Annotated in this window: 24 protein-coding genes; 8 read left to right on the top strand and 16 right to left on the bottom strand. The window is 61.2% G+C overall.

What is annotated here, in order from left to right; all coding sequences use genetic code 11:
- The first annotated feature begins 253 nt into the window (after positions 1 to 253).
- Entirely contained in the window at positions 254 to 1,159 is a 906-nt protein-coding gene (locus tag BMW49_RS10585; protein ID WP_170829043.1) for a GlxA family transcriptional regulator, read from the top strand.
- A 49-nt stretch (positions 1,160 to 1,208) separates the two neighbouring features.
- On the opposite strand, the gene zapE is transcribed toward BMW49_RS10585, so the two are convergent.
- The 3 genes from zapE to BMW49_RS10600 all read right to left on the bottom strand — a co-directional run bounded on the left by zapE (position 1,209) and on the right by BMW49_RS10600 (position 4,503).
- Positions 1,209 to 2,306, bottom strand: coding sequence for a cell division protein ZapE (gene zapE, locus BMW49_RS10590; RefSeq protein WP_069517888.1), 1,098 nt, complete (start codon positions 2,304 to 2,306; stop codon positions 1,209 to 1,211).
- Positions 2,307 to 2,494: 188 nt separating this feature from the next.
- Positions 2,495 to 3,841 (bottom strand): tryptophan--tRNA ligase, encoded by a 1,347-nt coding sequence (locus BMW49_RS10595; RefSeq protein WP_069517890.1) that lies wholly within the window; start codon positions 3,839 to 3,841, stop codon positions 2,495 to 2,497.
- A gap of 32 nt (positions 3,842 to 3,873) precedes the next feature.
- Positions 3,874 to 4,503 carry an alpha/beta hydrolase gene (locus BMW49_RS10600; RefSeq protein ID WP_069517892.1) on the bottom strand — a complete coding sequence of 210 codons (630 nt, stop codon included), beginning with the start codon at positions 4,501 to 4,503 and terminating at the stop codon, positions 3,874 to 3,876.
- A gap of 140 nt (positions 4,504 to 4,643) precedes the next feature.
- Between BMW49_RS10600 and BMW49_RS10605 the strand changes: the two genes are divergently transcribed.
- The gene (locus tag BMW49_RS10605; protein WP_069517894.1) at positions 4,644 to 5,081 is read left to right on the top strand and encodes a Z-ring associated ZapG family protein; all 438 of its coding nucleotides are present in this window, start codon (positions 4,644 to 4,646) and stop codon (positions 5,079 to 5,081) included.
- A 295-nt stretch (positions 5,082 to 5,376) separates the two neighbouring features.
- On the opposite strand, the gene cysN is transcribed toward BMW49_RS10605, so the two are convergent.
- The 3 genes from cysN to BMW49_RS10620 all read right to left on the bottom strand — a co-directional run bounded on the left by cysN (position 5,377) and on the right by BMW49_RS10620 (position 9,095).
- Positions 5,377 to 7,275, bottom strand: a complete 1,899-nt coding sequence (gene cysN / locus BMW49_RS10610) for a sulfate adenylyltransferase subunit CysN (protein WP_069517896.1) — start codon at positions 7,273 to 7,275, stop codon at positions 5,377 to 5,379.
- Position 7,276: 1 nt separating this feature from the next.
- Complete coding sequence (gene cysD, locus BMW49_RS10615; protein ID WP_069517898.1) at positions 7,277 to 8,194, bottom strand: sulfate adenylyltransferase subunit CysD; 918 nt, start codon at positions 8,192 to 8,194, stop codon at positions 7,277 to 7,279.
- 142 nt (positions 8,195 to 8,336) lie between these two features.
- Positions 8,337 to 9,095, bottom strand: coding sequence for a Nif3-like dinuclear metal center hexameric protein (locus BMW49_RS10620; protein ID WP_069517900.1), 759 nt, complete (start codon positions 9,093 to 9,095; stop codon positions 8,337 to 8,339).
- 114 nt (positions 9,096 to 9,209) lie between these two features.
- On the opposite strand from BMW49_RS10620, the gene algW reads away from it, so the two are divergent.
- The gene (algW, locus tag BMW49_RS10625) at positions 9,210 to 10,352 is read left to right on the top strand and encodes a Do family serine endopeptidase AlgW (RefSeq protein WP_069517902.1); all 1,143 of its coding nucleotides are present in this window, start codon (positions 9,210 to 9,212) and stop codon (positions 10,350 to 10,352) included.
- A gap of 217 nt (positions 10,353 to 10,569) precedes the next feature.
- On the opposite strand, the gene hisC is transcribed toward algW, so the two are convergent.
- The 10 genes from hisC to BMW49_RS10675 form a co-directional block, all read right to left on the bottom strand.
- Entirely contained in the window at positions 10,570 to 11,622 is a 1,053-nt protein-coding gene (hisC, locus tag BMW49_RS10630) for a histidinol-phosphate transaminase (RefSeq protein ID WP_069517904.1), read from the bottom strand.
- 66 nt (positions 11,623 to 11,688) lie between these two features.
- Positions 11,689 to 12,999 (bottom strand): histidinol dehydrogenase, encoded by a 1,311-nt coding sequence (gene hisD / locus BMW49_RS10635; RefSeq protein ID WP_069517906.1) that lies wholly within the window; start codon positions 12,997 to 12,999, stop codon positions 11,689 to 11,691.
- Positions 13,000 to 13,123: 124 nt separating this feature from the next.
- Positions 13,124 to 13,759: an ATP phosphoribosyltransferase gene (gene hisG / locus BMW49_RS10640; RefSeq protein WP_069517908.1), complete on the bottom strand. Its 636-nt coding sequence runs from the start codon at positions 13,757 to 13,759 to the stop codon at positions 13,124 to 13,126.
- Positions 13,760 to 13,763: 4 nt separating this feature from the next.
- Positions 13,764 to 15,029, bottom strand: a complete 1,266-nt coding sequence (gene murA, locus BMW49_RS10645) for a UDP-N-acetylglucosamine 1-carboxyvinyltransferase (RefSeq protein ID WP_069517909.1) — start codon at positions 15,027 to 15,029, stop codon at positions 13,764 to 13,766.
- Between the two features lie 12 nt (positions 15,030 to 15,041).
- Entirely contained in the window at positions 15,042 to 15,281 is a 240-nt protein-coding gene (locus BMW49_RS10650) for a BolA family protein (protein ID WP_069517911.1), read from the bottom strand.
- A 125-nt stretch (positions 15,282 to 15,406) separates the two neighbouring features.
- Positions 15,407 to 15,715: an STAS domain-containing protein gene (locus BMW49_RS10655; protein WP_069517913.1), complete on the bottom strand. Its 309-nt coding sequence runs from the start codon at positions 15,713 to 15,715 to the stop codon at positions 15,407 to 15,409.
- Positions 15,712 to 16,344, bottom strand: coding sequence for an MlaC/ttg2D family ABC transporter substrate-binding protein (locus BMW49_RS10660; protein ID WP_069517916.1), 633 nt, complete (start codon positions 16,342 to 16,344; stop codon positions 15,712 to 15,714). The genes BMW49_RS10655 and BMW49_RS10660 overlap by 4 nt, the downstream gene beginning before the upstream one ends.
- A gap of 15 nt (positions 16,345 to 16,359) precedes the next feature.
- On the bottom strand, positions 16,360 to 16,830 hold the full coding sequence (gene mlaD, locus BMW49_RS10665) for an outer membrane lipid asymmetry maintenance protein MlaD (protein ID WP_069517918.1): 471 nt from the start codon (positions 16,828 to 16,830) through the stop codon (positions 16,360 to 16,362).
- Entirely contained in the window at positions 16,830 to 17,627 is a 798-nt protein-coding gene (gene mlaE / locus BMW49_RS10670; protein ID WP_069517921.1) for a lipid asymmetry maintenance ABC transporter permease subunit MlaE, read from the bottom strand. Before mlaE ends, mlaD begins: the two co-directional genes overlap by 1 nt.
- The gene (locus BMW49_RS10675; RefSeq protein ID WP_069517923.1) at positions 17,627 to 18,436 is read right to left on the bottom strand and encodes an ATP-binding cassette domain-containing protein; all 810 of its coding nucleotides are present in this window, start codon (positions 18,434 to 18,436) and stop codon (positions 17,627 to 17,629) included. The genes mlaE and BMW49_RS10675 overlap by 1 nt, the downstream gene beginning before the upstream one ends.
- Before the next feature lie 267 nt (positions 18,437 to 18,703).
- On the opposite strand from BMW49_RS10675, the gene BMW49_RS10680 reads away from it, so the two are divergent.
- From BMW49_RS10680 to lptB, 5 genes are read left to right on the top strand one after another with little or no spacing between them, the layout of a single operon-like run.
- Positions 18,704 to 19,678 carry a KpsF/GutQ family sugar-phosphate isomerase gene (locus tag BMW49_RS10680; RefSeq protein ID WP_069518107.1) on the top strand — a complete coding sequence of 325 codons (975 nt, stop codon included), beginning with the start codon at positions 18,704 to 18,706 and terminating at the stop codon, positions 19,676 to 19,678.
- Positions 19,678 to 20,202 carry a KdsC family phosphatase gene (locus BMW49_RS10685; RefSeq protein ID WP_069517925.1) on the top strand — a complete coding sequence of 175 codons (525 nt, stop codon included), beginning with the start codon at positions 19,678 to 19,680 and terminating at the stop codon, positions 20,200 to 20,202. Before BMW49_RS10680 ends, BMW49_RS10685 begins: the two co-directional genes overlap by 1 nt.
- Before the next feature lie 13 nt (positions 20,203 to 20,215).
- A complete protein-coding gene (lptC, locus tag BMW49_RS10690) occupies positions 20,216 to 20,785 on the top strand; it encodes an LPS export ABC transporter periplasmic protein LptC (RefSeq protein WP_069517927.1) in 570 nt (189 codons plus the stop codon).
- Complete coding sequence (gene lptA, locus BMW49_RS10695) at positions 20,772 to 21,314, top strand: lipopolysaccharide transport periplasmic protein LptA (protein WP_069517930.1); 543 nt, start codon at positions 20,772 to 20,774, stop codon at positions 21,312 to 21,314. The genes lptC and lptA overlap by 14 nt, the downstream gene beginning before the upstream one ends.
- Positions 21,314 to 22,039 (top strand): LPS export ABC transporter ATP-binding protein, encoded by a 726-nt coding sequence (gene lptB / locus BMW49_RS10700; protein ID WP_069517932.1) that lies wholly within the window; start codon positions 21,314 to 21,316, stop codon positions 22,037 to 22,039. Before lptA ends, lptB begins: the two co-directional genes overlap by 1 nt.
- The last annotated feature ends 49 nt before the right edge of the window (positions 22,040 to 22,088 follow it).

Raw genomic sequence — 22,088 nt, forward strand, 5'->3', positions numbered from 1 at the left:
CGGATTGAAGTCAGGCTGCGACTGTAGGACAGTCCTACCAGGCACCACACTGGACACAAGCGACAAAAAATAAGACGATCACGCCGCATGCTGACCATTTCCCCATGGCGGCGGTCCGCCACCGAGCGGCAGCCAAACAAAAATAAGAACAGCAATGACCGATCAAGCCCACCCTCCCCTCGTGCGCGTGAGCATCCTCGCCACCGAGGGCGTCTTCGCCTCGACGCTGATGCAGGCCAAAGACTTCTTCCACATGGCCAGCCTGCGTTTTGGCAAGCAGCAAGGCCGTGGCCTGACGCCCACCTTCGCGATTGACCTGGTCAGCCCGGACGGGCAACCGGTGCGCAGTTTCAGCGAGATGATGATTCCCGTGGATGGCAGCCTCGGCGAGGCCGACCTGATCATCCTGCCGGCGTTCTGGGACGACTTCGACGCGCTCTGTCAGCGCCATCCCCAGGTGCTCGATTGGCTCAAGCAACGCCATGCAGCCGGCAGCATAATCTGCGGCGAGGCCACCGGGGTGTTCTGGATGGCCCAGGCCGGCCTGCTCGACGGCAAGGAGGCGACCACCTATTGGCGCTTCTTCAATGAGTTCAGCGAACGCTTCCCAGCCGTCCAGTTGAACCCCGAGAAACACCTCTCGGATGCCGGCAACCTCTACTGTGCCGGCGGCGTCACCTCGGCCTGCGACCTGTATATCTACCTGATTGAGCGCTTCTGCGGCGCCAGCGTGGCCCAGGGCGTGGCCCGCGATATTCTCTACGAAGTGCAACGCAGTTATACCCCAGGGCGCATCGGCTTCGGCGGCCAGAAGCTGCACCACGACCTGACCATCCTGCAGATACAGCAATGGCTGGAAGAGCACTTCGCTGAGAAATTCCGCTTCGAAGACGTGGCCCGCGAGCACGGCATGAGCATCCGCAATTTCATGCGTCGCTTCCAGAGCGCCACCGGCGACAAGCCCCTGCACTACCTGCAGCGTTTACGCATCGAGACGGCCAAGGGCCTGCTCAGCGCCACGCGCAAGAGCATCAAGACCATCAGCTATGAAGTCGGCTACGACGATGCCAGCTTCTTCGCCCGCCTGTTTCGCCAGCACACCGAACTGTCGCCCAACCTGTATCGGCGCCAGTTCCTGCACAAAGACAACCTTAGCTAAACGAAAAAGGGGCGGCCTCTGGCCACCCCCTTCTTTACAACCAGTAAAGCTAAGGCTTGTGCGCGCGCGACAGGAACTCGTGAGACTGCATTTCCAGCAGGCGACTGAGGGTACGCTGGAACTCGAAGTTCAGCCGGCCACCACTGTACAGATCCTTGAGCTCAACCTCGGCAGAAATGATCAGCTTGACGTTGCGGTCGTAGAACTCGTCCACCAGGTTGATAAAGCGCCGTGCCATGTCCTCCTTGGCACCACCCATCTGCTCGACGTTGGCCAACAGCACGGCATGGAAGATCTTGCCCAGCTCGATGTAGTCGTTCTGGCTACGCGGCCCATCACACAGCTCGCGGAACTCGAACCAGGCCACGTCGTCGCCGACCTTGCGCGCGGTGATGGCACGGTTCTCGATTTTCAGCGGCTCGTTTTCCAGTACCTCGCAGTGCTCGGGCAGCAGGCTGACGAAGCTCTTTTCCAGACTTTCTTCGGCCGCAGGGCCCAACGGCCAATGGAACAGCTCGGCCTGCTCGAGTGCGCGCAAGCGGTAGTCGATGCCGCTGTCGACGTTGACGATCTCGGTGTGCTGCTTGAGCAGGGCAATGGCCGGCAGGAAGCGCGCGCGCTGCAGACCGTCCTTGTACAAGCCGTCCGGCACGATGTTGGAGGTGGCCACCAGGCTGACGCCGTTCTTGAACAGCTCTTCGAGCAGTGTTGCCAGAATCATCGCGTCGGTGATGTCAGAGACGAAGAACTCATCGAAACAGATGACCCGCGACTCGTCCGCAAAGCGCTTGCCGATAATGGTCAGCGGATTCTTCTCACCCTTGAGGGTGGACATCTCCTCATGCACTCGCTTCATAAAGCGGTGAAAGTGCGTGCGCGTCTTCCGCTCGAACGGCAGCGCATCAAAGAAGGTGTCGACCAGATAGGTCTTGCCACGTCCGACGCCACCCCAGAAATACAGGCCCTTGACCGGCCCCTGGGGTTTCTTGCTGAACAGCTTGCCGAACAGCCCTGACGCACCCTTGCCATCCTGAGCGACCAGGTCGTCATAGAGGCGCTGCAGGTGGCGCACGGCCGTTTCCTGGGCAGCGTCATGGAAGAATTCGGGCCGTTTGAGATCGGCCTGATAGCGCTCGAGCGGAGTCATAATTCGTTAGCCAGACACGTAAAACGGGGGCGTCACTTTAGCGGCGCCCCCGTTGCTTGGCAATCGGCTTATAGACGGCCTACCGGTCCGCGGGACGGGCTGGGCGGCACTCCGTTTTAGCCGCAACGCGGCGATAGCGAAAAGATGTCGCGGCTAAAGCCCCTCCTACACAAACCTCTAACCGCACGTCACTCCTGAGGCGCCAGCGTCTCGCGCAAACGCGCGATAGCCGCCTCACAAGCGGCGCTGTCAGCGAATGCCGGGCTGTGCGCCACGCATTCGCCGTCCAGCCACACAGCAAAACCGCCATCCTGCTCGCGCACATCCAGTACATCGCCGGATTGCAGGCGTTTATTGACCATGCCCGCAGCCTTGCCATCGGCAAACGCCTTGGACAGCAGTACCTGCTCGCCATCGGCATCTAGCAGGCGGAAACGGAAACGCCCGTCGTCGTCGCGAAAGCTGACGAAACGCGCGCCCTTGGCCGATTTCTTCTTTTCACTAGACGCCACCCGGACCTGCTCACGGAACGAGCGCAGGCCAACAGCCTCACGCAATTCACCGAGAAACGGCGTGGCGATCTTGCGCGCTTTGGCGGCGCCGGCCAGCAGGATGTCTTCGAGGTCCGCCGGTTTCGCGATCAGGGCGTGATAGCGTTCGCGCGCCTCGCCCAACTCCGCCTCGAGCAGGCTGACCAGCGCCTGCTTGGCCTCACCCCAGGCCATCCCGCCTTCCAGCGCAGCGCGGAAATCCGCCTGCTGGGTCGGCGCGGCGAAGGCCTGATACAGAGTAAACAGGTGCGAATTGTCCGGGTCTTTCGGCTCGCCGGGCAGTTTGGAGTCGGTGACGATCCGCGCCACAGCATCCTTGAGCTGCTTGGCGCTGCCGAACAACGGAATGGTGTTGTCGTAGCTTTTGCTCATCTTGCGCCCATCCAGGCCGGGCAGGGTCGCCACGTCTTCCTCGATCACCGCTTCAGGCAGGGTGAACAGTTCCTTGCCCTGGCCAAACAGGTGGTTGAAACGCTGCCCGATATCCCGGGCCATTTCCACATGCTGGATCTGGTCACGGCCGACCGGCACCTTGTGTGCGTTGAACATCAGGATGTCCGCCGCCATCAGCACCGGGTAGCTGAACAGGCCCATGGTGATGCCCGCATCCGGGTCTTCACCGGCTTCGACGTTCTTGTCTACCGAGGCCTTGTAGGCGTGGGCGCGGTTGAGCAGGCCCTTGCCCACCACACAGGTCAGCAGCCAGCACAGCTCAGGAATCTCGGGGATGTCCGACTGGCGGTAGAAGGTCGCCTTGTCGGTATCCAGGCCCAGCGCCAGCCAGGTCGCAGCGATCTCCAGGCGCGAGCGCTGGATACGCGTCGGCTCGTCGCACTTGATCAGCGCATGGTAGTCGGCGAGAAAGTAGAACGAATCCGCATCGGCCGCGCGACTGGCAACGATGGCCGGGCGGATGGCCCCGGCATAGTTGCCCAGGTGTGGCGTGCCGGTGGTGGTGATACCGGTCAGAATACGAGTGGTCATGGCGTTCGCTTGTCAGAATGGGGCGAGTCGGATCAGAGGCGCGGGAGCACCAGCTCCTTCAGATCGGTGAGCTTGCCGTGAAAAAAGTGGCCGCATTCTGCCACTTTCAGCAGCTCATGCGCACGCCCGAGGTTTGCCGACCAGGCGTAGACGGCATGAGGGTCGATGACCTCATCGGTTTCCGGCTGAATCACCACCAGCGGGCACTGGCTGGCGGGCGGCGTATCGGCAGTCAGGCGATGCACCGCCGGGGCAATCATCAACAGCTTGCTGAGGTGCTCGCCTTGTGCCTCCAGGCGTGCGCCCAGGGCCGCGGCGACAAAGCCACCAAAGGAGAAACCGAGCAAGGTCACAGGCAACGCTGGGTGTTGCTCACGCAGCCAACGGGCAACCGCCTCGGCATCATCGACTTCGCCACTGGCCATATCATGACTGCCGGCGCTGCTACCCACGCCGCGGTAATTGAAGCGCAGCGTCGCCAGGCCAGCATCGCGGGCAGTGCGTTGCAGGGTCGAGACCACCTTGTTGAGCATGGTCCCGCCCTGGATCGGGTTGGGATGACAGATCAGCGCAACGCCACGGGCGTCGGCCACATCCAGCCAGAGGGCTTCCAGTTGGCCGCAGGGGCCATCGATATAAAAGGGGGTTTCGCGGGTGAGCAACAGTGAACTCCGTGACCTCTCGGGGGGTCGATTCGTCTAGCTGAAAGCCTGCGCCGCACACACTTGGGCATTGCATTGCGGTATACAGCGCAGGTTCGAGCCGTTAACGTAAAGCAAAGCCGTTTAGAGAGGAAGGACTCGTGGAACAGACGCTCACTGCCTGGTTGCTCCCGGCCATTACCCTGATTGCCGGTATCGCTATCGGCTTCCTGCTGGCTCGCCTGGCACCCAATGCTGCACCTACGCGCAACCAGCGTCAGCTGGACGACATGCAGAACCGTCTGGATGCGTACCAGAGCGAAGTGGTCAGCCACTTCAACACCACCGCGACCATGGTCCGCAAACTCACCCAGAGCTATCAGGACGTTCAGGAACACCTGGCTGACGGCGCCAACCGCCTGGCCCTCGATGAGCTGACCCGGCAACGTCTATTGGCGGCCCTGCACGCCGATGACACGGAAAAGCGCGAGCGCCTGACACCGCCGAAAAACAACGAAATGCCCAAGGACTATGCGCCGAAAAGCGCTGATGTACCGGGTATGCTCGATGCGACCTATGGCCTGAAAAAGCAGCGCTAAGCCTAGCATCGCTGCAGTTCCTGCTGAATAAAAACGCCGCGCCGCCTCTGTGCTCGCGGCGTTTTTTATGGCGATGTCCCAATGCGCCGCCACAACCCTGTGCAGGCCATAACGCAAACTCCCGTAGGAGCGCCGCCCCGGCGCGAAGCGTTTGGACGCTTAGCTATACCGCTGAATGGCCGCTATTCGCCGCGGGGCGCGGCTCCTACGAGAAGCAGCGGCGCCGCAAAACACTGCTGGGACATAGCCATAAAAAACCTCGCCGCAGCGAGGTTTTTTCAGTGAACGCGAGCCTTTACAACGCGCCGCGCTCGCGCAGCAGCGCCAATACCTGCTTGACGCCCTCTTCCACCGACAGCGACTGCGTATCGATCACCAGATCGGCATTCAGCGGCACGTCATAGGGGAAGGACTCGCCCGGGATATTGTCGCCACCGGCTGCGTACAGGCCCTGCGGATCACGCTCAGCGCAGACCTGCGGAGAAGCCTGGACATAGACAGTGATCAGACGCTCGGCGCCGATCAATGCCTTGGCCTGCTCGCGGCCTTCGGCATCCGGCGCAACAAAGGCTGCCAGGGTCAGCAGACCGGCCTCGTTGAACTGACGCGCCACGTGAGCCGCACGACGCCAGTTCTCGGTGCGCCCGGCGCGATCCTGCGGCAGACCTTTGTTCAGGTCATGGCGCAGGTTCTGGCCGTCCAATACATAGACCGCGCGGCCCATGTCGAACAGCTTGCGCTCCACGGCGTAGGCCAGGGTGCTCTTGCCGGCGCCGGACAGGCCGCTGAACAACACGGTGGCCGGCTGCTGGCCAAAGCGCGTGGCACGCTCTTCGGTGGACACGTGTGCCAGCTTGCCATGATGACCACCCGCGCCTGCACCGACGGGTTCGGCGATGATCATCCCGGCACCCACAGTGCCATTGGTCAGACGGTCGATAATGATAAACGAGCCGGTGGTGCGGTTGTGCGCGTAACCGTCCAACGCAATCGGTGCATCCAGGGCGATGCGCACCTGGCCGATTTCATTGAGCTGCAGGCTGCTCGCCGCACCGTGTTCCAGGGTGTTTACGTCAACCCGGTGGGTGATGCTGACAATCGAGCCCGGTACATAGCTGGTGGCGCGCTTGATGTCGTATTTCTTGCCCGGCAACATCGGCTCTTCGGCCATCCACACCAGCATGGCGTCGAAGCTGTCGACCACCTGCGGACGGTTGTCGCCGTGCACCAGCATATCGCCGCGCGAGACGTCGATTTCGTCTTCCAGGGTGATGGTGATCGCCTGACCCGGACCGGCCTGCTCCAGTTCACCTTCGAAGGTGACGATGGATTTGACCTTGCTGCCCTTGCCCGATGGCAGGGCAATGATTTCGTCGCCCTTGCGCACGATGCCGCTGGCCAGGGTGCCGGCGAAACCACGGAAGTTCAGGTTCGGACGGTTGACGTACTGCACCGGGAAACGCAGGTCGGTGAAATTACGATCACCCGCCACTTCCACGGTTTCGAGGATTTCCATCAGCGACTGGCCGGTGTACCAAGGCGACTGCTCGCTCTTGTTGACCACGTTGTCGCCTTTGAGCGCCGACATCGGCACGAAATGCAGCGAGCTTGGCTTGAGCGCGATACCTTCGGCGAACTTCAGGTAATCGGCCTTGATCTGCTCGAATACGCCCTGATCGAAGCCCTTGAGGTCCATCTTGTTGATGGCCACAACGATGTGTTTGATACCCAGCAGGCTGGCGATAAAACTGTGGCGCTTGGTCTGGGTCTGCACACCGTAGCGCGCGTCGATCAGGATGATCGCCAGGTCGCAGGTGGAGGCGCCAGTGGCCATGTTGCGGGTGTACTGCTCATGGCCGGGAGTGTCGGCGATGATGAATTTGCGCTTGGCAGTACTGAAATAGCGATACGCCACGTCAATGGTGATGCCTTGCTCGCGCTCGGCCTGCAGACCATCGACCAGCAGCGCCAGATCCACCTCTTCGCCAGTGGTGCCGGACTTCTTCGAGTCACGGGTAATGGCTTCCAGATGGTCTTCGTAGATCATCTTGGAGTCGTGCAGCAGGCGGCCAATCAGGGTGCTCTTGCCGTCGTCGACGTTGCCGCACGTCAAAAAGCGCAGCAGCTCTTTACGCTCGTGCTGGGCCAGGTAAGCGAGGATGTCTTCGCTGATCAGATCGGATTGGTGCGACATATCAAAAGTACCCCTGACGTTTTTTCTCTTCCATGGAACCGGCAGCATCGTGGTCGATGACGCGGCCCTGACGCTCGGAAGTACGGGTCAGGAGCATTTCCTGGATGATGTCAGTGAGGCTGGTGGCCGTGGACTCCACCGCGCCGGTCAGCGGGTAGCAGCCGAGAGTACGGAAACGCACCATCTTCTTGGTGATCCGGGCTTTCTCTTCGTCGGAAAGGTGCTCGAGGATGCGATCGTCGTCGATCATGATCAGCGTGCCGTTCTTCTCGATCACTTCACGCTCAGCAGCGAAGTACAGCGGCACGATCGGGATCTGTTCCAGGTAGATGTACTGCCAGATATCCAGTTCGGTCCAGTTGGACAGCGGGAACACGCGGATCGACTCGCCCTTCTTGACGTTGCCGTTGTACACGTTCCACAGCTCGGGACGCTGATTCTTCGGGTCCCAGCGGTGCTTGCTGTCGCGGAAGGAATACACGCGCTCCTTGGCGCGGGATTTCTCCTCGTCGCGGCGCGCGCCACCAAAGGCGGCGTCGAAGCCGTATTTATCCAGCGCCTGCTTGAGCCCCTCAGTCTTCATCACATCGGTGTGCTTGGCACTGCCGTAGGTGAAGGGGTTCATATCCTGGGCCACACCATCGGGGTTGATGTGGGTGATCAGGTCCAGGCCGTACTCGTTGACCATCTTCTCGCGGAAGCTGTACATCTCCTGAAACTTCCAGCGCGTATCGACGTGCATCACCGGGAACGGCAGCTTGCCCGGAAAGAACGCCTTGCGTGCCAGGTGCAGCATCACGGCGGAGTCTTTACCGATGGAATAAAGCATTACCGGGTTATCGAATTCGGCGGCCACTTCACGAATGATGTGGATACTTTCCGCCTCCAGCTGCTTCAGGTGGGTCAGTTTATCGAGCATGGCTACTCACGAATGACGGTGTGTTTAGGCCGGCGGGCCGTGGACGAGGGCGCACTCTAGCACAGCACCATCTTCTATTCAGGAGCCTGGTTAGACCGAAACGATCTAGCTTTATACCTGCAGGAAAGGCCGTAATTGCGCCTCAGATTGGGTTTTGACAGTCAATGAAAAGGTGTTCAATGGCAAAACGTCGCGCCAGATAATCGCCCAACGCCTGCACACCGTAACGCTCGGTGGCATGATGCCCCGCGGCGATAAAGCTCACGGCATTTTCCCGGGCGCTATGGAACGTCTGTTCGGAGGCTTCGCCGGTCAGGTAAAGATCGACCCCCGCGGCAATCGCCTGGTCGATATAACCCTGGCCACCACCGGTGCACCAGCCCACCCGACGAATCATCTCGGCGCCTTCGACCAGCAACGGTTCACGACCCAGCACCTGATGCACATGCCGGGCGAAATCACGTGGACTCATGGCCTCGGCCAGTGAGCCGACCAGCCCCACCGTACGCGGATTGCCCGGCTCCAGCGGGCCTTCCACAGTGATGCCGAGCTGGGCAGCCAACTGCACGTTGTTACCCACTTCAGGGTGAACATCCAGCGGTAGGTGGTATGCCAGCAGACTGATATCGGCCGCCAGCAGCGCTTTCAAGCGACGCTGCTTCATACCGGTGACGCAAGGGTTCTCGCCTTTCCAGAAGTAGCCATGGTGCACCAGCAGCACATCGGCATCCGCTTCGATGGCCGCGTCGATCAATGCCTGGCTGGCGGTCACGCCACTGACGATACGCCGAACCTGGGGACGCCCCTCAACCTGCAGACCATTAGGGCAATAATCCGCAATCTTTGCGGCATCGAGGTAGCGGTTGGCTTCCTCGACCAGGGTTGTTAGCGCAATGGCCATTCTGATGTCCTTTATAAACGGATACATGGCGCTACTTTTTATTGCCTGGCGCGCCTCTATAATGGCGCACCTTAAGGGCCTGTTCCGGCCCTCGCAACCCTCAGGATTTCATCGATGCTCCAGGCCCTGCGTTTTCTTGGCTGGCCCCTGCTGACGGGTGTGCTGCTGGCACTGCTGATCATTCAGCACTACCCGCACTGGGTCGGTTTACCGAGCCAGGATGTCGAGTTGCGCCAAGCCCCCCTCCACAGCCGCAACCAACAGGGGCCAGCGTCCTATGCCGATGCGGTGACCATTGCGTCGCCAGCAGTGGCCAACCTGTACACCACCAAGTTCGCCAACAAGCCAGCCCATCCGCTGTTTGAGGATCCGCAGTTCCGCAAGTTCTTTGGCGACAACCTGCCCAAACAGCGGCGCATGGAATCGAGCCTGGGTTCGGCGGTGATCATGAGCCATGAAGGCTACCTGCTGACCAATAACCACGTGACCGCTGGCGCCGACCAGATCGTGGTGGCGCTCAAGGACGGCCGCGAAACCCTGGCGCGGGTAATTGGCAGCGATCCGGAAACCGATCTGGCGGTACTCAAGATTGACCTGCAGGACCTGCCCGCGATTACCCTGGGGCGCTCGGACAACATCCGCATCGGCGATGTCAGCCTGGCCATCGGCAACCCCTTTGGCGTCGGCCAGACCGTGACCATGGGCATCATCAGCGCCACAGGTCGCAACCAGTTGGGCCTCAACACCTACGAAGACTTTATTCAGACCGACGCGGCGATCAACCCGGGGAACTCCGGCGGCGCCCTGGTCGATGCCTACGGCAATCTGGTCGGCATCAATACGGCGATCTTTTCCAAGTCCGGCGGCTCGCAGGGGATTGGCTTCGCCATTCCGATCAAGCTGGCACTGGAGGTGATGCAGGCAATTATCGAGCACGGCCAGGTGATCCGTGGCTGGCTGGGTATCGAGGTACAGCCGCTGACCCCGGACCTGGCCGAATCCTTTGGCCTAAAGGGCCGCCCCGGCATCGTGGTGGCAGGCATCTACCGCGACGGCCCGGCAGCCAAGGCCGGCCTGCAGCCAGGTGATCTGATTTTCAGCATCGACGGCGAAGCAGCGGGTGATGGCCGTCGCTCGATGAACCAGGTGGCACGCACCCGGCCCGGCGAGAAGATCAGCATCGAGGTGATGCGCAATGGCAAGCCCATGACCCTGACCGCCGAGATCGGTGTACGCCCGCCCGCCAACGGTGGCTGACCCTCACCCGATAAAAAAGGCCATGTCGAAAACCCTGTTGTAACCTCAAATCGGCTTGTGCAGGAGGAAGGGGCGCCTAGCCTTTATTCGCGATTGTGCCGCGAATTTCGCGAATAAATTCGCTCCTACAGGCATGCAACAGCCTATTGGGACATAGCCATAAAAAAGCCGGCGTATCCTTTAATAGGCGACGCCGGCTTTTTTCTGGCTGCGTGATTTACAAGCTGGCCAAGGCCTCCAGCAGCGCCTGGTTCTGCTCGGGCGTGCCGATGGTGATACGCAGGAACTGATCAATCCGCGGTTTGTTGAAGTGCCGCACGATCACCCCCTGCTCGCGCAAACCGGCCGCCAGCGCTGCGCCGTCCTTGTGCGGATGACGGGCAAAGACGAAGTTGGCTGCCGACGGCAACACCTCGAAGCCCAGCGCCTGCATGCCCTGAACCACCGCCTCACGACTGTCGATCACCTGCGTGCAGGTCTGCTGGAAGTAGGCGCGATCCTCGAACGCTGCCGCGGCACCAGCGATGGCGATGCGGTCCAGCGGGTAGGAGTTGAAGCTGTTCTTGATCCGCTCCAACGCTTCGATCAGCTCCGGGTGGCCGACTGCCAGGCCCACCCGCAGACCGGCCAGGGAGCGCGACTTGGAGAGGGTCTGGGTCACCAGCAGGTTCGGGTATTTATCCACCAGGCCGATGGCTGACACGCCGCCAAAGTCGATATAGGCCTCGTCTACCAGCACCACACTATCCGGATTGGCCTGCAATAGCTGCTCGATGGCCTCCAGAGTCAGCAGGCAACCGGTCGGCGCATTGGGGTTGGGGAAGATGATCCCACCGTTGGGCCGCGCGTAATCCTCGACCTGAATCTGGTAATTCGCATCCAGGGCAATGGTTTCGTAGGTGATGCCATACAGACCGCAATACACCGGATAGAAGCTGTAGCTGATATCCGGAAACAGCAAGGGTTTACCGTGCTGGAACAGCCCATAGAACGCATGGGCCAGCACTTCATCGGAGCCATTGCCGACGAATACCTGATTGAGCTCTACGCCGTAGTATTCGGCGACGGCCTGCTTCAGGCGTTCACCATTGGGGTCCGGGTACAGACGCAGCGCGTCGCTTACCTCAACCTGCATGGCCGCCAGCGCCTTGGGCGAGGGGCCATAGGGGTTTTCATTGGTGTTGAGTTTGACCAGCTTGCTCAGCTTGGGCTGCTCACCCGGCACGTAAGGCACCAGGTCCTTGACGAAGGGGCTCCAGAATTTGCTCATCTGCCCTTCTCTCCTCAAATTCGTTGCGTTTTTGATGGGCAGCGCGGCGCGACACCCACTCCACGTTTAGCCCTTGATGCGGTATTCGGCGCTACGGGCATGAGCCGTCAGCGACTCGCCGCGAGCCAGCACGCTGGCGACCTTGCCCAACTCGGACGCACCTTCGGCCGAGCAGTGGATGATCGACGAGCGCTTCTGGAAGTCGTAAACCCCCAGCGGCGAGGAGAAGCGCGCAGTGCCCGAGGTTGGCAACACATGGTTGGGACCTGCGCAGTAATCGCCCAACGCCTCAGCGGTGTAGCGGCCCATAAAGATCGCGCCGGCATGGCGGATCAGCGGCAGGTATTGATCGGGGTTCTCCACCGACAGCTCCAGGTGCTCCGGCGCGATGCGGTTGGCCACCTCGATGGCCTGGGCCATATCGGCCACCTGGATCAGCGCACCACGACCTTCCAGCGAGGTGCGGGCAATCGTCTCGCGATCCAGGGTCGGCAGCAGTTTGGCGATGCTTTCAGCGACGCGATCAAGGAAGGCGGCATCCGGGCTGACCAGAATCGACTGGGCGTCTTCGTCGTGCTCGGCCTGGGAGAACAGGTCCATGGCGATCCAGTCCGGGTCGGTCTGACCATCGCAGACCACCAGAATCTCCGACGGGCCGGCGATCATGTCGATGCCGACCTTGCCGAACACATGGCGCTTGGCCGTGGCCACATAGATGTTGCCGGGGCCGACGATCTTGTCCACCGGCGGTACGCTCTCGGTACCATAGGCCAGCGCCGCCACGGCCTGGGCACCGCCGATGGTGAACACCCGATCGACGCCGGCAATGCAGGCCGCCGCCAGCACCAGCTCATTGAGCTCACCACGCGGGGTCGGCACCACCATCACCACTTCTGGCACGCCGGCGACCTTGGCCGGTATGGCATTCATCAGCACGGATGAGGGGTAGGACGCCTTGCCGCCCGGCACATACAAACCAGCGCGGTCCAGCGGGGTGACTTTCTGCCCCAGCACCGTGCCGTCGGCTTCGGTGTAGGTCCAGGAGTCCTGCTTCTGCCGCTCGTGGTAAAGGCGCACACGCTCGGCGGCCCTCTCCAGCGCGGTGCGCTGCTCTGGCGTGATACGGGTCAAGGCCAGTTCCAGGCGCTCACGCGGCAGGATCAGGTCGGCCATGCTGGCCACATCCAGGCCATCGAACTGCCGGGTGAACTCCACCAGCGCCGCATCACCGCGCTCACGCACGGCCTTGATGATGTCCAGCACCCGATGATTGACCGCATCATCCGAAACACTTTCCCAGCTCAGCAGATGATCCAGGTGACGCGCGAAATCCTGGTCAGCAGCATTGAGTCGACGGATGGCAACGGGAGCAGTCATGGCAAAGCCTCATCAGGATGGCAAATCTCAGGTGCCGTAGAGTAACAAGCCCACCCGTGCGGGCACCTGAGAATTTGGCTATGACACGGATAGGTATGCGCGACCTAATGCCGCGCTGAAGAGATTAGCCGCGGTGTCGGGCCTCGACCGCTTCGCGCAGTGTGTCGATCAGCGCCTGGATGCGCGCATGCTGCATCTTCATCGAGGCCTTGTTGACGATCAGCCGCGAGCTGATATGGGCGATCAGCTCCTGGGCTTCCAGGCCATTGGCGCGCAGGGTGTTGCCGGTATCGACCACGTCGATGATCTTGTCGGCCAGGCCTACCAGCGGTGCCAGCTCCATGGAGCCATACAGCTTGATCACATCGACCTGACGGCCCTGCTCGGCGTAGTAACGCTTGGCAACATTGACGAACTTGGTCGCCACGCGCAGACGCCCCTTGGGTTCTGGCACACCAACCGCGCCGGCGGTCATCAGCTTGCACTTGGCAATCTGCAGGTCCAGCGGCTCATAGAGCCCCTGACCACCGTACTCCAGCAGCACATCCTTGCCCGCCACACCCAGGTCGGCCGCGCCATGCTCAACATAGGTCGGTACATCGGTGGCCCGCACAATCAGCAGGCGCACGTCGTCTTGGGTGGTGGGGATGATCAGCTTGCGGCTCTTGTCCGGATTCTCGGTCGGCACGATACCCGCCGCGGCGAGCAGCGGCAGGGTGTCGTCGAGGATACGGCCTTTGGACAGGGCAATCGTCAGCATGGCATCAACCCGGCACACGGCGGATCTTGGCGCCGAGCAACTGCAGTTTCTCTTCGATGCACTCGTAGCCACGGTCGATGTGGTAGATGCGGTCGATCAGGGTGTCGCCATCGGCGACCAGAGCGGCGATCACCAGGCTGGCCGAGGCGCGCAGGTCGGTGGCCATGACTGGCGCACCCTTGAGCTTGTCGACACCGGTGACGATCGCGGTATTGCCTTCAACCTGGATCTGCGCGCCCATGCGCGACATCTCGTAGACGTGCATGAAGCGGTTCTCGAACACGGTCTCGATCACCGTACCGGTGCCTTCGGCAATGGCATTGAGGGCGATAAACTGCGCCTGCATATCGGTGGGAAATGCCGGGTAAGGCGCGGTACGCAGGCTGACGGCCTTGGGCCGCTTGCCGTGCATGTTCAGCTCGATCCAGTCCTCACCGGTGGTGATTTCAGCGCCGGCTTCCTGCAGCTTGAGCAGCACGGCCTCAAGCGTCGTGGGGTCGGTGTCCTTGAGTTTGACGCGGCCACCCGTGGCTGCCGCAGCAACCAGATAGGTACCGGTTTCGATGCGGTCGGGCATAACGCTGAAGCGAGCACCATGCAGACGCTCGACGCCGTCGATGATGATGGTATCGGTACCCGCACCCTGAATCTTCGCACCCATGGCGATCAGGCAGTTGGCCAGGTCGACCACTTCCGGCTCGCGCGCGGCGTTTTCCAGCACGCTGCGGCCCTTGGCCAGGGTCGCGGCCATCATGATGTTTTCGGTACCGGTCACGCTGACGGTATCGAAGAAGAAATGCGCACCGCGCAGGCCACCCTCAGGCGCCTTGGCCTTGATGTAGCCACCCTCGACATCGATGATCGCGCCCATGGCTTCGAGGCCACGGATGTGCAGGTCGACGGGACGCGAACCGATGGCGCAGCCACCTGGCAGGGCCACCTCGGCCTCGCCGAAGCGCGCGACCATAGGGCCGAGCACCAGGATCGAGGCGCGCATAGTCTTGACCAGCTCATAGGGCGCAACCAGCGTCTTGATCGCCCGCGCATCCACCTCGACCGCCAGCTTCTCGTCGATGATCGGCTCGATGCCCATGCGCCCGAACAGCTCGATCATGGTGGTGATGTCGTGCAGGTGCGGCAGGTTGCAGATGGTAACGGGCGCGTCGCCCAGCAGGGTCGCGGCAAGAATCGGCAGGGCCGAGTTTTTCGCCCCGGAGATGCGGATTTCGCCGTCGAGGCGCACGCCGCCGGTAATGATCAGTTTGTCCATGACTCTCTCGGTTTAGGAGCGCGCGGCCCAGTTGGCACGGCTGAAGAATTTCATGCTCACCGCGTGGATGCTGCCGTCGGCGATCCAGTGGTTGAGGTGAGCGTAGATCTGCTGCTGACGCTTGACCGGGCTCAGGCCGGCCAACTCATCGCTGATCAGATTCAACTGGAAGTTGCAGCCTTCGCCTTCAACTTCCACTTGGGTATCGGGGAGTTTTGCCTCCAGGAGGCTTTTTACGTCTTGGGCCTGCATGCTCAACCTCGAACGGCGCATTGATGAACGACAACAGAGCCGAGGCTCGCGGGTCGGGCATCATACAAAAAAAGCCGCGCGCCTGCGAACCTTGCCGACGCGCCGCCATAACCGGCAGCAGCCCCTCAGGCCTGCAGCGGGAGAATCTCCAGCAGCCCGGAGACACCGGCAATCTGCCGCATATCCTCAGGCAGGGCACGCACCTCTAGGGTCTTGCCGAGCGCCTGGGCATCACGCATAAAGGCCAGCAGCAGCGACAAGCCGACACTGCTGGCGCGCAGCACGCCCGCACAGTCGATCACGCAGGTCGCAGCCGCGCTCGCCTGCAGCAGACGCCGGCCGTCTTCACGGACCTGTGGGCCACTGCGATAGTCCAGCTCACCGCTGAGCAACAGCAGCCCTGGCGCCTGTTCGACAATACTCGCGCGACTCACGACTCACCCTTGGCCTGACGTGCACGGGCAACGGTGTCCGCCCAGGTGTCGATAACCTTGTCCAGATCATTGCCATTGGCCTGCATCGACTGGGCGAACTGATCGCGGAACAGCTTGCCGACATTGATGCCATTGATCACCACATTACGCAGCTTCCAGGTACCGTCCTGGGCCACCATGGTGTAGGACAGCGGGTAGACCACGCCCTTGCCGTCGCGGATCTCCATATTCACCGAGCTACGCTTCGGGTCTTGCGCACCGCTTACCGGCAATACGCGAATATCCTGGTTGTTGTACTCCAGCAGGGCATTGCCATAGAACTGCATCAGGCTGCGTTTGAAGCTTTCTTCAAAGCGCGTCATCTGCTCAGGGCTGGCCTGGCGCGAATAGCGCACAGTCATGACCCCGCGGGAAATCCCCTGCACGTCCACCACCGGCCCAAGAATCTCGTTGAGCGCGTTATAGAAGGCGTCCGGGTTGGCGCGGTACTGCTCTTTGTTGGTTTTCAGATCAGCCAGCAAGGTGTTGGTCGTCTGCTCGACCACCTGATGGGCCGATTGTGCGGCGTTCGCCACCAGCGGCAGGGCCGCCAGCAACACCAGCAGGCCATTACGCACGAATGTGATCATCTCAGAGACTCCCGTTTAATTGGTTTCGTCTTTATTGACCGAATTGAGCAGGAATTTGCCGATCAGGTCTTCCAGTACCAGCGATGACTGGGTGTCATGAATGGTGCCGCCATCGGCTAGCACTTCTTCGTCCCCCCCCACACTGATCCCCACGTATTTTTCGCCCAGTAGCCCGGCGGTCAGAATCGAGGCGGTCGAATCGATGGGCAGGTTGTTCACGTCGCCGTCCACCTCCATGGTCACGCGCCCGGTGTAGCTGTCACGATCCAGATCGATGGCGGTGACCTTACCGATGGTAACCCCGGCCATGGTGACCTTGGCGCGCACGGTCAGACCAGCGATGTTGTCGAAATGGGCATAGACCCGATAGGTATTCTCACCCGTCACCACGGTCAGACCACTGACGCGAAGCGCCAGCAGCAGCAGGGCCAGCAGGCCTGCGAGCAGAAACAGGCCGACACCAATCTCCAGCGTGCGGTTTTGCATCAGAAATCTCCAAACATCAAAGCGGTCAAAATAAAGTCCAGCCCCAGCACGGCCAGCGACGCGTAGACCACGGTGCGCGTGGTCGCCCGGCTGATGCCTTCAGAGGTCGGCTCACAGTCATAACCCTGGAATACCGCGATCCAGGTCACGACAAACGCGAAGACCAGGCTCTTGATCAGCCCGTTAAGCACGTCTTCGCGAAAGGAAACACTGCTCTGCATATTGGCCCAGAACGAGCCTTCGTAAACGCCCAGCCACTCCACGGCAACCATGGCGCCGCCCCAGATGCCCACCACGCTGAAGATCATCGCCAGCAACGGCATCGAGATGAATCCAGCCCACAGGCGCGGCGCAACGATGTACTTGAGCGGATCGACACCAATCATCGCCAGGCTCGACAACTGCTCGGTGGACTTCATATTGCCAATCTCCGCAGTCAGCGCAGAACCTGCGCGCCCGGCGAATAGCAGTGCGGTGACCACCGGCCCCAATTCCCGCAGCAGGGTCAGGGCGACCATCTGTCCGACCGCCTGTTCGGAGCCATATTTGGCCAGAATGCTGAACCCCTGCAGCGACAACACCATGCCGATAAACACACCCGACACAACGATAATCGCCAGGGACATGACGCCGATCGAATACAGCTGCTTAACCAGCAGCTGCAAGGCGTTACCCGAGGTACCGCGCCCGAACAGCGCGCGTACCAGAAAAATACACGAGCGCCCCAGCGTAGCGAGCACATCGATACCGGCACGCCCAAACAGGCGCAGCCGCTCGAGCGGAGATTGCTTGCGCATCAGCGCCCCCCCAGTAAATCTTCGCGGTAATTTGCCGCCGGAAAGTGAAACGGCACCGGTCCATCCGGTGTGCCCTTCATAAACTGACGAATACGCGGATTATCCGAGTTCATCAGTTCCTCTGGCGTGCCCTGCCCCAGCACCTGCGTATCCCCCACCACATAGAGGTAATCGGCAATGCTGGCGGTCTCGGCCAGGTCGTGTGACACCACGATGCTGGTAATGCCCAGGGCATCGGTCAGCAGACGAATCAGACGCACCAGCACGCCCATGGCAATCGGGTCCTGCCCGACGAAAGGCTCGTCATAAATCAGAATCTGCGGGTCCAGGGCGATCGCCCGGGCCAGCGCCACCCGCCGTTTCATGCCCCCCGACAGTTCATCGGGCATCAAATCCACTGCACCGCGCAGGCCTACGGCCTGCAGCTTCATCAGCACGATGTCGCGAATCATCTCTTCGGGCAGCTTGGTGTGCACCCGCAACGGAAAGGCGACGTTCTCGAACACGTCCAGATCAGTGAACAGCGCGCCACTCTGGAACAGCACGCCCATCTGCTTGCGCATGTCGAACAGTTCGCTACGCGACAGCTGCGGCAGATTCTGCCCGTTGACCCAGACTTCACCCTGCGACGGCTTGAGCTCAGCACCGATCAGACGCAGCAACGTGGTCTTGCCACAACCAGAAGGCCCCATGATGCCGGTGACCTTGCCGCGCGGCAGGCGAATGTCTATATCGTTGAATATGGCCCGGTCGCCGCGCTTGAAGCTCACGCCTTTCAGCTCGACCGCGTACTCGTTCCCGGCACTCATCTGGACTCCTTGCGTACCTACTCCGTTACAGACGCACGTCCTCGCAGACAGGACACGGTGCCCGTCGGAGAGGGCCGAAAATGGCCGGGCACTATACCATCGCCGAAAGATCGCACCCAAGATGGAACATTTGCTTACGAGACATGTTCGAAGCGTTCAGCTGCCGTTCAGCCAAGCTCCTGAAATTTACGGCCAAAAGATTGGTGAGTGAGCCGTTCCGCCTTTACGGCTATAATCGCGCCTTTTATGCAGGCCAACGACGACGCCATGACCCAGACCAGCGATCTGATCCACTCCGCCCAACGCACCATCCGCCTGGAAATGGAGGCTGTCGAAGAGCTGCTACAGCGCATCGACGCCAATTTCGTGCGGGCCTGCGAGCTGATCCTCACCAGCAAGGGTCGCGTAGTGGTAGTAGGCATGGGCAAGTCCGGGCACATTGGCAACAAGATCGCCGCCACCCTGGCCAGCACCGGCACTACGGCTTTTTTCGTTCATCCAGCCGAAGCCAGCCATGGCGACATGGGCATGATTACCCGCGATGACGTCGTGCTGGCGCTGTCCAACTCCGGCTCTACCGCTGAAATCGTCACCCTGCTACCACTGATCAAACGCCTGGGCATCACCCTGATCAGCATGACCGGCAACCCCGACTCGCCCCTGGCCAAGGCTGCGGAAGTCAACCTGGATGCCCGGGTTAGTCAGGAAGCCTGCCCACTGAATCTGGCGCCCACCTCATCGACCACCGCTTCGCTGGTACTCGGCGACGCGCTGGCCATCGCCCTGCTAGAGGCCCGCGGCTTCACCGCCGAAGATTTCGCCTTCTCCCACCCAGGCGGCGCCCTTGGGCGACGCCTGCTGCTCAAGGTGGAGAACGTCATGCACGCCGGCGCCAGCCTGCCCAGCGTGCAGCGCGGCACTTCGCTGCGTGATGCCCTGTTGGAAATGACCCAGAAAGGCCTAGGGATGACCGTGGTACTCGAAGCGGATGGCAGCCTGGCTGGCATCTTCACGGACGGTGACCTGCGCCGCACCCTGGACCGCGATATAGATGTGCGCAGCGCGCGCATCGACGACGTCATGACCCCGAACGGCAAGACCGCTCGCCCCGAGATGCTCGCCGCTGAAGCCCTGAAGATCATGGAAGACCACAAGATCAGCTCACTGGTGGTCATCGACGACGAGCAGCGCCCCATCGGCGCCTTCAACCTTGGCGACCTGCTGCGCGCCGGAGTGATGTAATGAACCAAGAACTCACACAACGCGCCAAGGGCATCAAGCTGGCCATCTTCGATGTCGATGGCGTACTGACCGACGGCAAGCTTTACTTTCTGGTCGATGGTAGCGAATTCAAGACCTTCAATACCCTGGACGGCCACGGCATCAAGATGCTTATCGCCTCTGGGGTCGCAACTGCAATCATCAGTGGACGCAAGACCCCAGTGGTCGAGCGCCGTGCCCAGAACCTGGGCATCGCGCACCTCTATCAGGGCCGCGAAGACAAGCTGGTGGTCCTCGACGAACTACTGGCGGAACTGGGCCTGAACTACGATCAGGTCGCCTACCTGGGTGACGACCTGCCCGACCTGCCAGTGATCCGCCGTGTCGGCCTGGGTATGGCCGTGGCGAGCGCCGACGGTTTCGTGCGCAGCAACGCCCACGGTGTCACCCAGGCGCGCGGTGGCGAAGGCGCTGCACGTGAGTTTTGCGAGCTGATCATGCGCGCTCAGGGCACGCTGGAAGCGGCCCAGACCGCCTACCTCTAGGGTTGATACATATATGCTGCGCAAACTGCTGACCCCCACACTGTTCATCCTCGCGGCCGCCCTCGTGGCAGCGCTCGGCTACTGGAACATCAACCCGGACAGCTTCTTCGAGCGCCCGGCCACGGCCAGCAGCGAGAACGATATCGACTTCTATGCCGAGAATGCCCGCACCCTGCAATACCAGGCCGATGGCAAGCTGGAATACGAAATGACCGCTGAGCGGGTTGAACACCTCAACAGCAGCGACACCACCCTGATGACCCAGCCACGCATGGACCTTTACCGCGGCACCGAATTGCCCTGGAAAGTCAGCAGTTCGCGTGGCGAAGTCGGGCCTGGCGGTGACGAAGTCGAGCTGATCGACCAGGTCCGCGTCGAACGCACCGACGCCAAGGGCCGCCCAACGCTCCTCACGACCAGTCGCCTGACGGTATTCCCGCAGAAGGAATATGCGCAGACCCAGCAAGCCGTTAGAATCGACGCGGCCAACGGGGTGACCACGGCACAAGGAATGAAAGCGTATTTGAATGACGGCAGGATGCTCCTGCTGTCCAACGTAAGAGGCCAGCATGAGGTTCGTTAAAACCTTCCCCCTTCTGCTCAGCTTGAGCGCGGCGCTCGGAAGCGCCAGTGCCTGGGCACTGCCTTCTGATCGCGAGCAACCGATTCGTGTCCAGGCCGACAGCGCTGAACTCGACGACAAGCAAGGCGTAGCGGTCTACCGTGGCGACGTGGTGATCACCCAGGGAACCCTGAAGATCACCGGCGACACCGTGACCATCACACAGAATGCCCAGGGCGACATCGAGGTCTTCACTTCGGTCGGCAAACCGGCTTACTACGAGCAGAAACCGGCCGTGGACAAGCAGATCGTCAAGGCTTATGGCCTGACCATCCAGTACTTTGCCGCTAACGAACGTATTGTACTGATCGACCAGGCGAAGGTCGTTCAGGAAGGCAATACCTTCGAAGGTGAGAAGATCGTCTATGACACCCAGCGCCAGATCGTCAACGCCGGGCGCGCCACAGGCAATAGCGTCACCACACCGCGTCCGCGCATCGACATGGTGATCCAGCCGAAAAACAAACCCGCGACCCAGGCACCTCAGTAATGGCAACCTTGAAAGCTCAGCATCTGGCCAAGAGCTACAAAGGCCGCCAAGTTGTCCGTGACGTCAGCCTGAGCATCGACAGCGGGCAGATCGTCGGCCTGCTCGGTCCCAACGGCGCTGGCAAGACCACCTGCTTTTACATGATCGTCGGCCTGGTGCAGGCCGACCAGGGCCGCGTACTGATCGACGATCTCGACGTCAGCCACCAGCCCATGCATGGCCGCGCCCGCGCGGGTATCGGCTATCTACCGCAAGAAGCCTCGATCTTCCGCAAGCTCAGCGTGGCCGACAACATCATGGCCATTCTCGAGACCCGCAAGGAACTCGACAGCGCGGCGCGCCACAAGGAACTGGAAAACCTCCTGCAGGAGTTCCACGTTACCCATATCCGCGACACGCTCGGCATGAGCCTGTCCGGCGGTGAGCGACGCCGCGTGGAAATTGCCCGCGCCCTGGCCACATCACCCAAGTTCATCCTGCTCGACGAACCCTTCGCCGGGGTCGACCCGATTTCCGTCGGCGACATCAAGCAGATCATCCATCACCTCAAGGCCAAAGGTATCGGTGTACTGATCACCGACCACAACGTCCGAGAAACCCTCGACATCTGCGAAACGGCGTACATCGTCAGCGATGGTCAACTGATCGCCGAAGGCAGTGCTGAGGCCATTCTGGCCAACCAATTGGTCAAGGACGTCTACCTGGGGCACGAGTTCCGCCTCTGAATGCGACTTTTTCGCGGCGTGATGGCTGCCAGCCCTAGGCAAACCGCTC

It is taken from the genome of Pseudomonas cuatrocienegasensis, from assembly GCF_900110925.1.
Taxonomy (GTDB): Bacteria; Pseudomonadota; Gammaproteobacteria; order Pseudomonadales; family Pseudomonadaceae; genus Aquipseudomonas; species Aquipseudomonas cuatrocienegasensis.

Coding starts and splice junctions, on each gene's coding strand:
- BMW49_RS10585 (WP_170829043.1), top strand. CDS start 254: ATGGCCAGCCTGCGTTTTGGCAAGCAGCAAGGCCGTGGCCTGACGCCC.
- zapE (WP_069517888.1), bottom strand. CDS start 2,306: ATGACTCCGCTCGAGCGCTATCAGGCCGATCTCAAACGGCCCGAATTC.
- BMW49_RS10595 (WP_069517890.1), bottom strand. CDS start 3,841: ATGACCACTCGTATTCTGACCGGTATCACCACCACCGGCACGCCACAC.
- cysN (WP_069517896.1), bottom strand. CDS start 7,275: ATGTCGCACCAATCCGATCTGATCAGCGAAGACATCCTCGCTTACCTG.
- cysD (WP_069517898.1), bottom strand. CDS start 8,194: ATGCTCGATAAACTGACCCACCTGAAGCAGCTGGAGGCGGAAAGTATC.
- BMW49_RS10620 (WP_069517900.1), bottom strand. CDS start 9,095: ATGGCCATTGCGCTAACAACCCTGGTCGAGGAAGCCAACCGCTACCTC.
- algW (WP_069517902.1), top strand. CDS start 9,210: ATGCTCCAGGCCCTGCGTTTTCTTGGCTGGCCCCTGCTGACGGGTGTG.
- hisC (WP_069517904.1), bottom strand. CDS start 11,622: ATGAGCAAATTCTGGAGCCCCTTCGTCAAGGACCTGGTGCCTTACGTG.
- hisD (WP_069517906.1), bottom strand. CDS start 12,999: ATGACTGCTCCCGTTGCCATCCGTCGACTCAATGCTGCTGACCAGGAT.
- hisG (WP_069517908.1), bottom strand. CDS start 13,759: ATGCTGACGATTGCCCTGTCCAAAGGCCGTATCCTCGACGACACCCTG.
- murA (WP_069517909.1), bottom strand. CDS start 15,029: ATGGACAAACTGATCATTACCGGCGGCGTGCGCCTCGACGGCGAAATC.
- BMW49_RS10650 (WP_069517911.1), bottom strand. CDS start 15,281: ATGCAGGCCCAAGACGTAAAAAGCCTCCTGGAGGCAAAACTCCCCGAT.
- BMW49_RS10660 (WP_069517916.1), bottom strand. CDS start 16,344: ATGATCACATTCGTGCGTAATGGCCTGCTGGTGTTGCTGGCGGCCCTG.
- mlaD (WP_069517918.1), bottom strand. CDS start 16,830: ATGCAAAACCGCACGCTGGAGATTGGTGTCGGCCTGTTTCTGCTCGCA.
- mlaE (WP_069517921.1), bottom strand. CDS start 17,627: ATGCGCAAGCAATCTCCGCTCGAGCGGCTGCGCCTGTTTGGGCGTGCC.
- BMW49_RS10675 (WP_069517923.1), bottom strand. CDS start 18,436: ATGAGTGCCGGGAACGAGTACGCGGTCGAGCTGAAAGGCGTGAGCTTC.
- BMW49_RS10680 (WP_069518107.1), top strand. CDS start 18,704: ATGACCCAGACCAGCGATCTGATCCACTCCGCCCAACGCACCATCCGC.
- BMW49_RS10685 (WP_069517925.1), top strand. CDS start 19,678: ATGAACCAAGAACTCACACAACGCGCCAAGGGCATCAAGCTGGCCATC.
- lptC (WP_069517927.1), top strand. CDS start 20,216: ATGCTGCGCAAACTGCTGACCCCCACACTGTTCATCCTCGCGGCCGCC.
- lptA (WP_069517930.1), top strand. CDS start 20,772: ATGAGGTTCGTTAAAACCTTCCCCCTTCTGCTCAGCTTGAGCGCGGCG.
- lptB (WP_069517932.1), top strand. CDS start 21,314: ATGGCAACCTTGAAAGCTCAGCATCTGGCCAAGAGCTACAAAGGCCGC.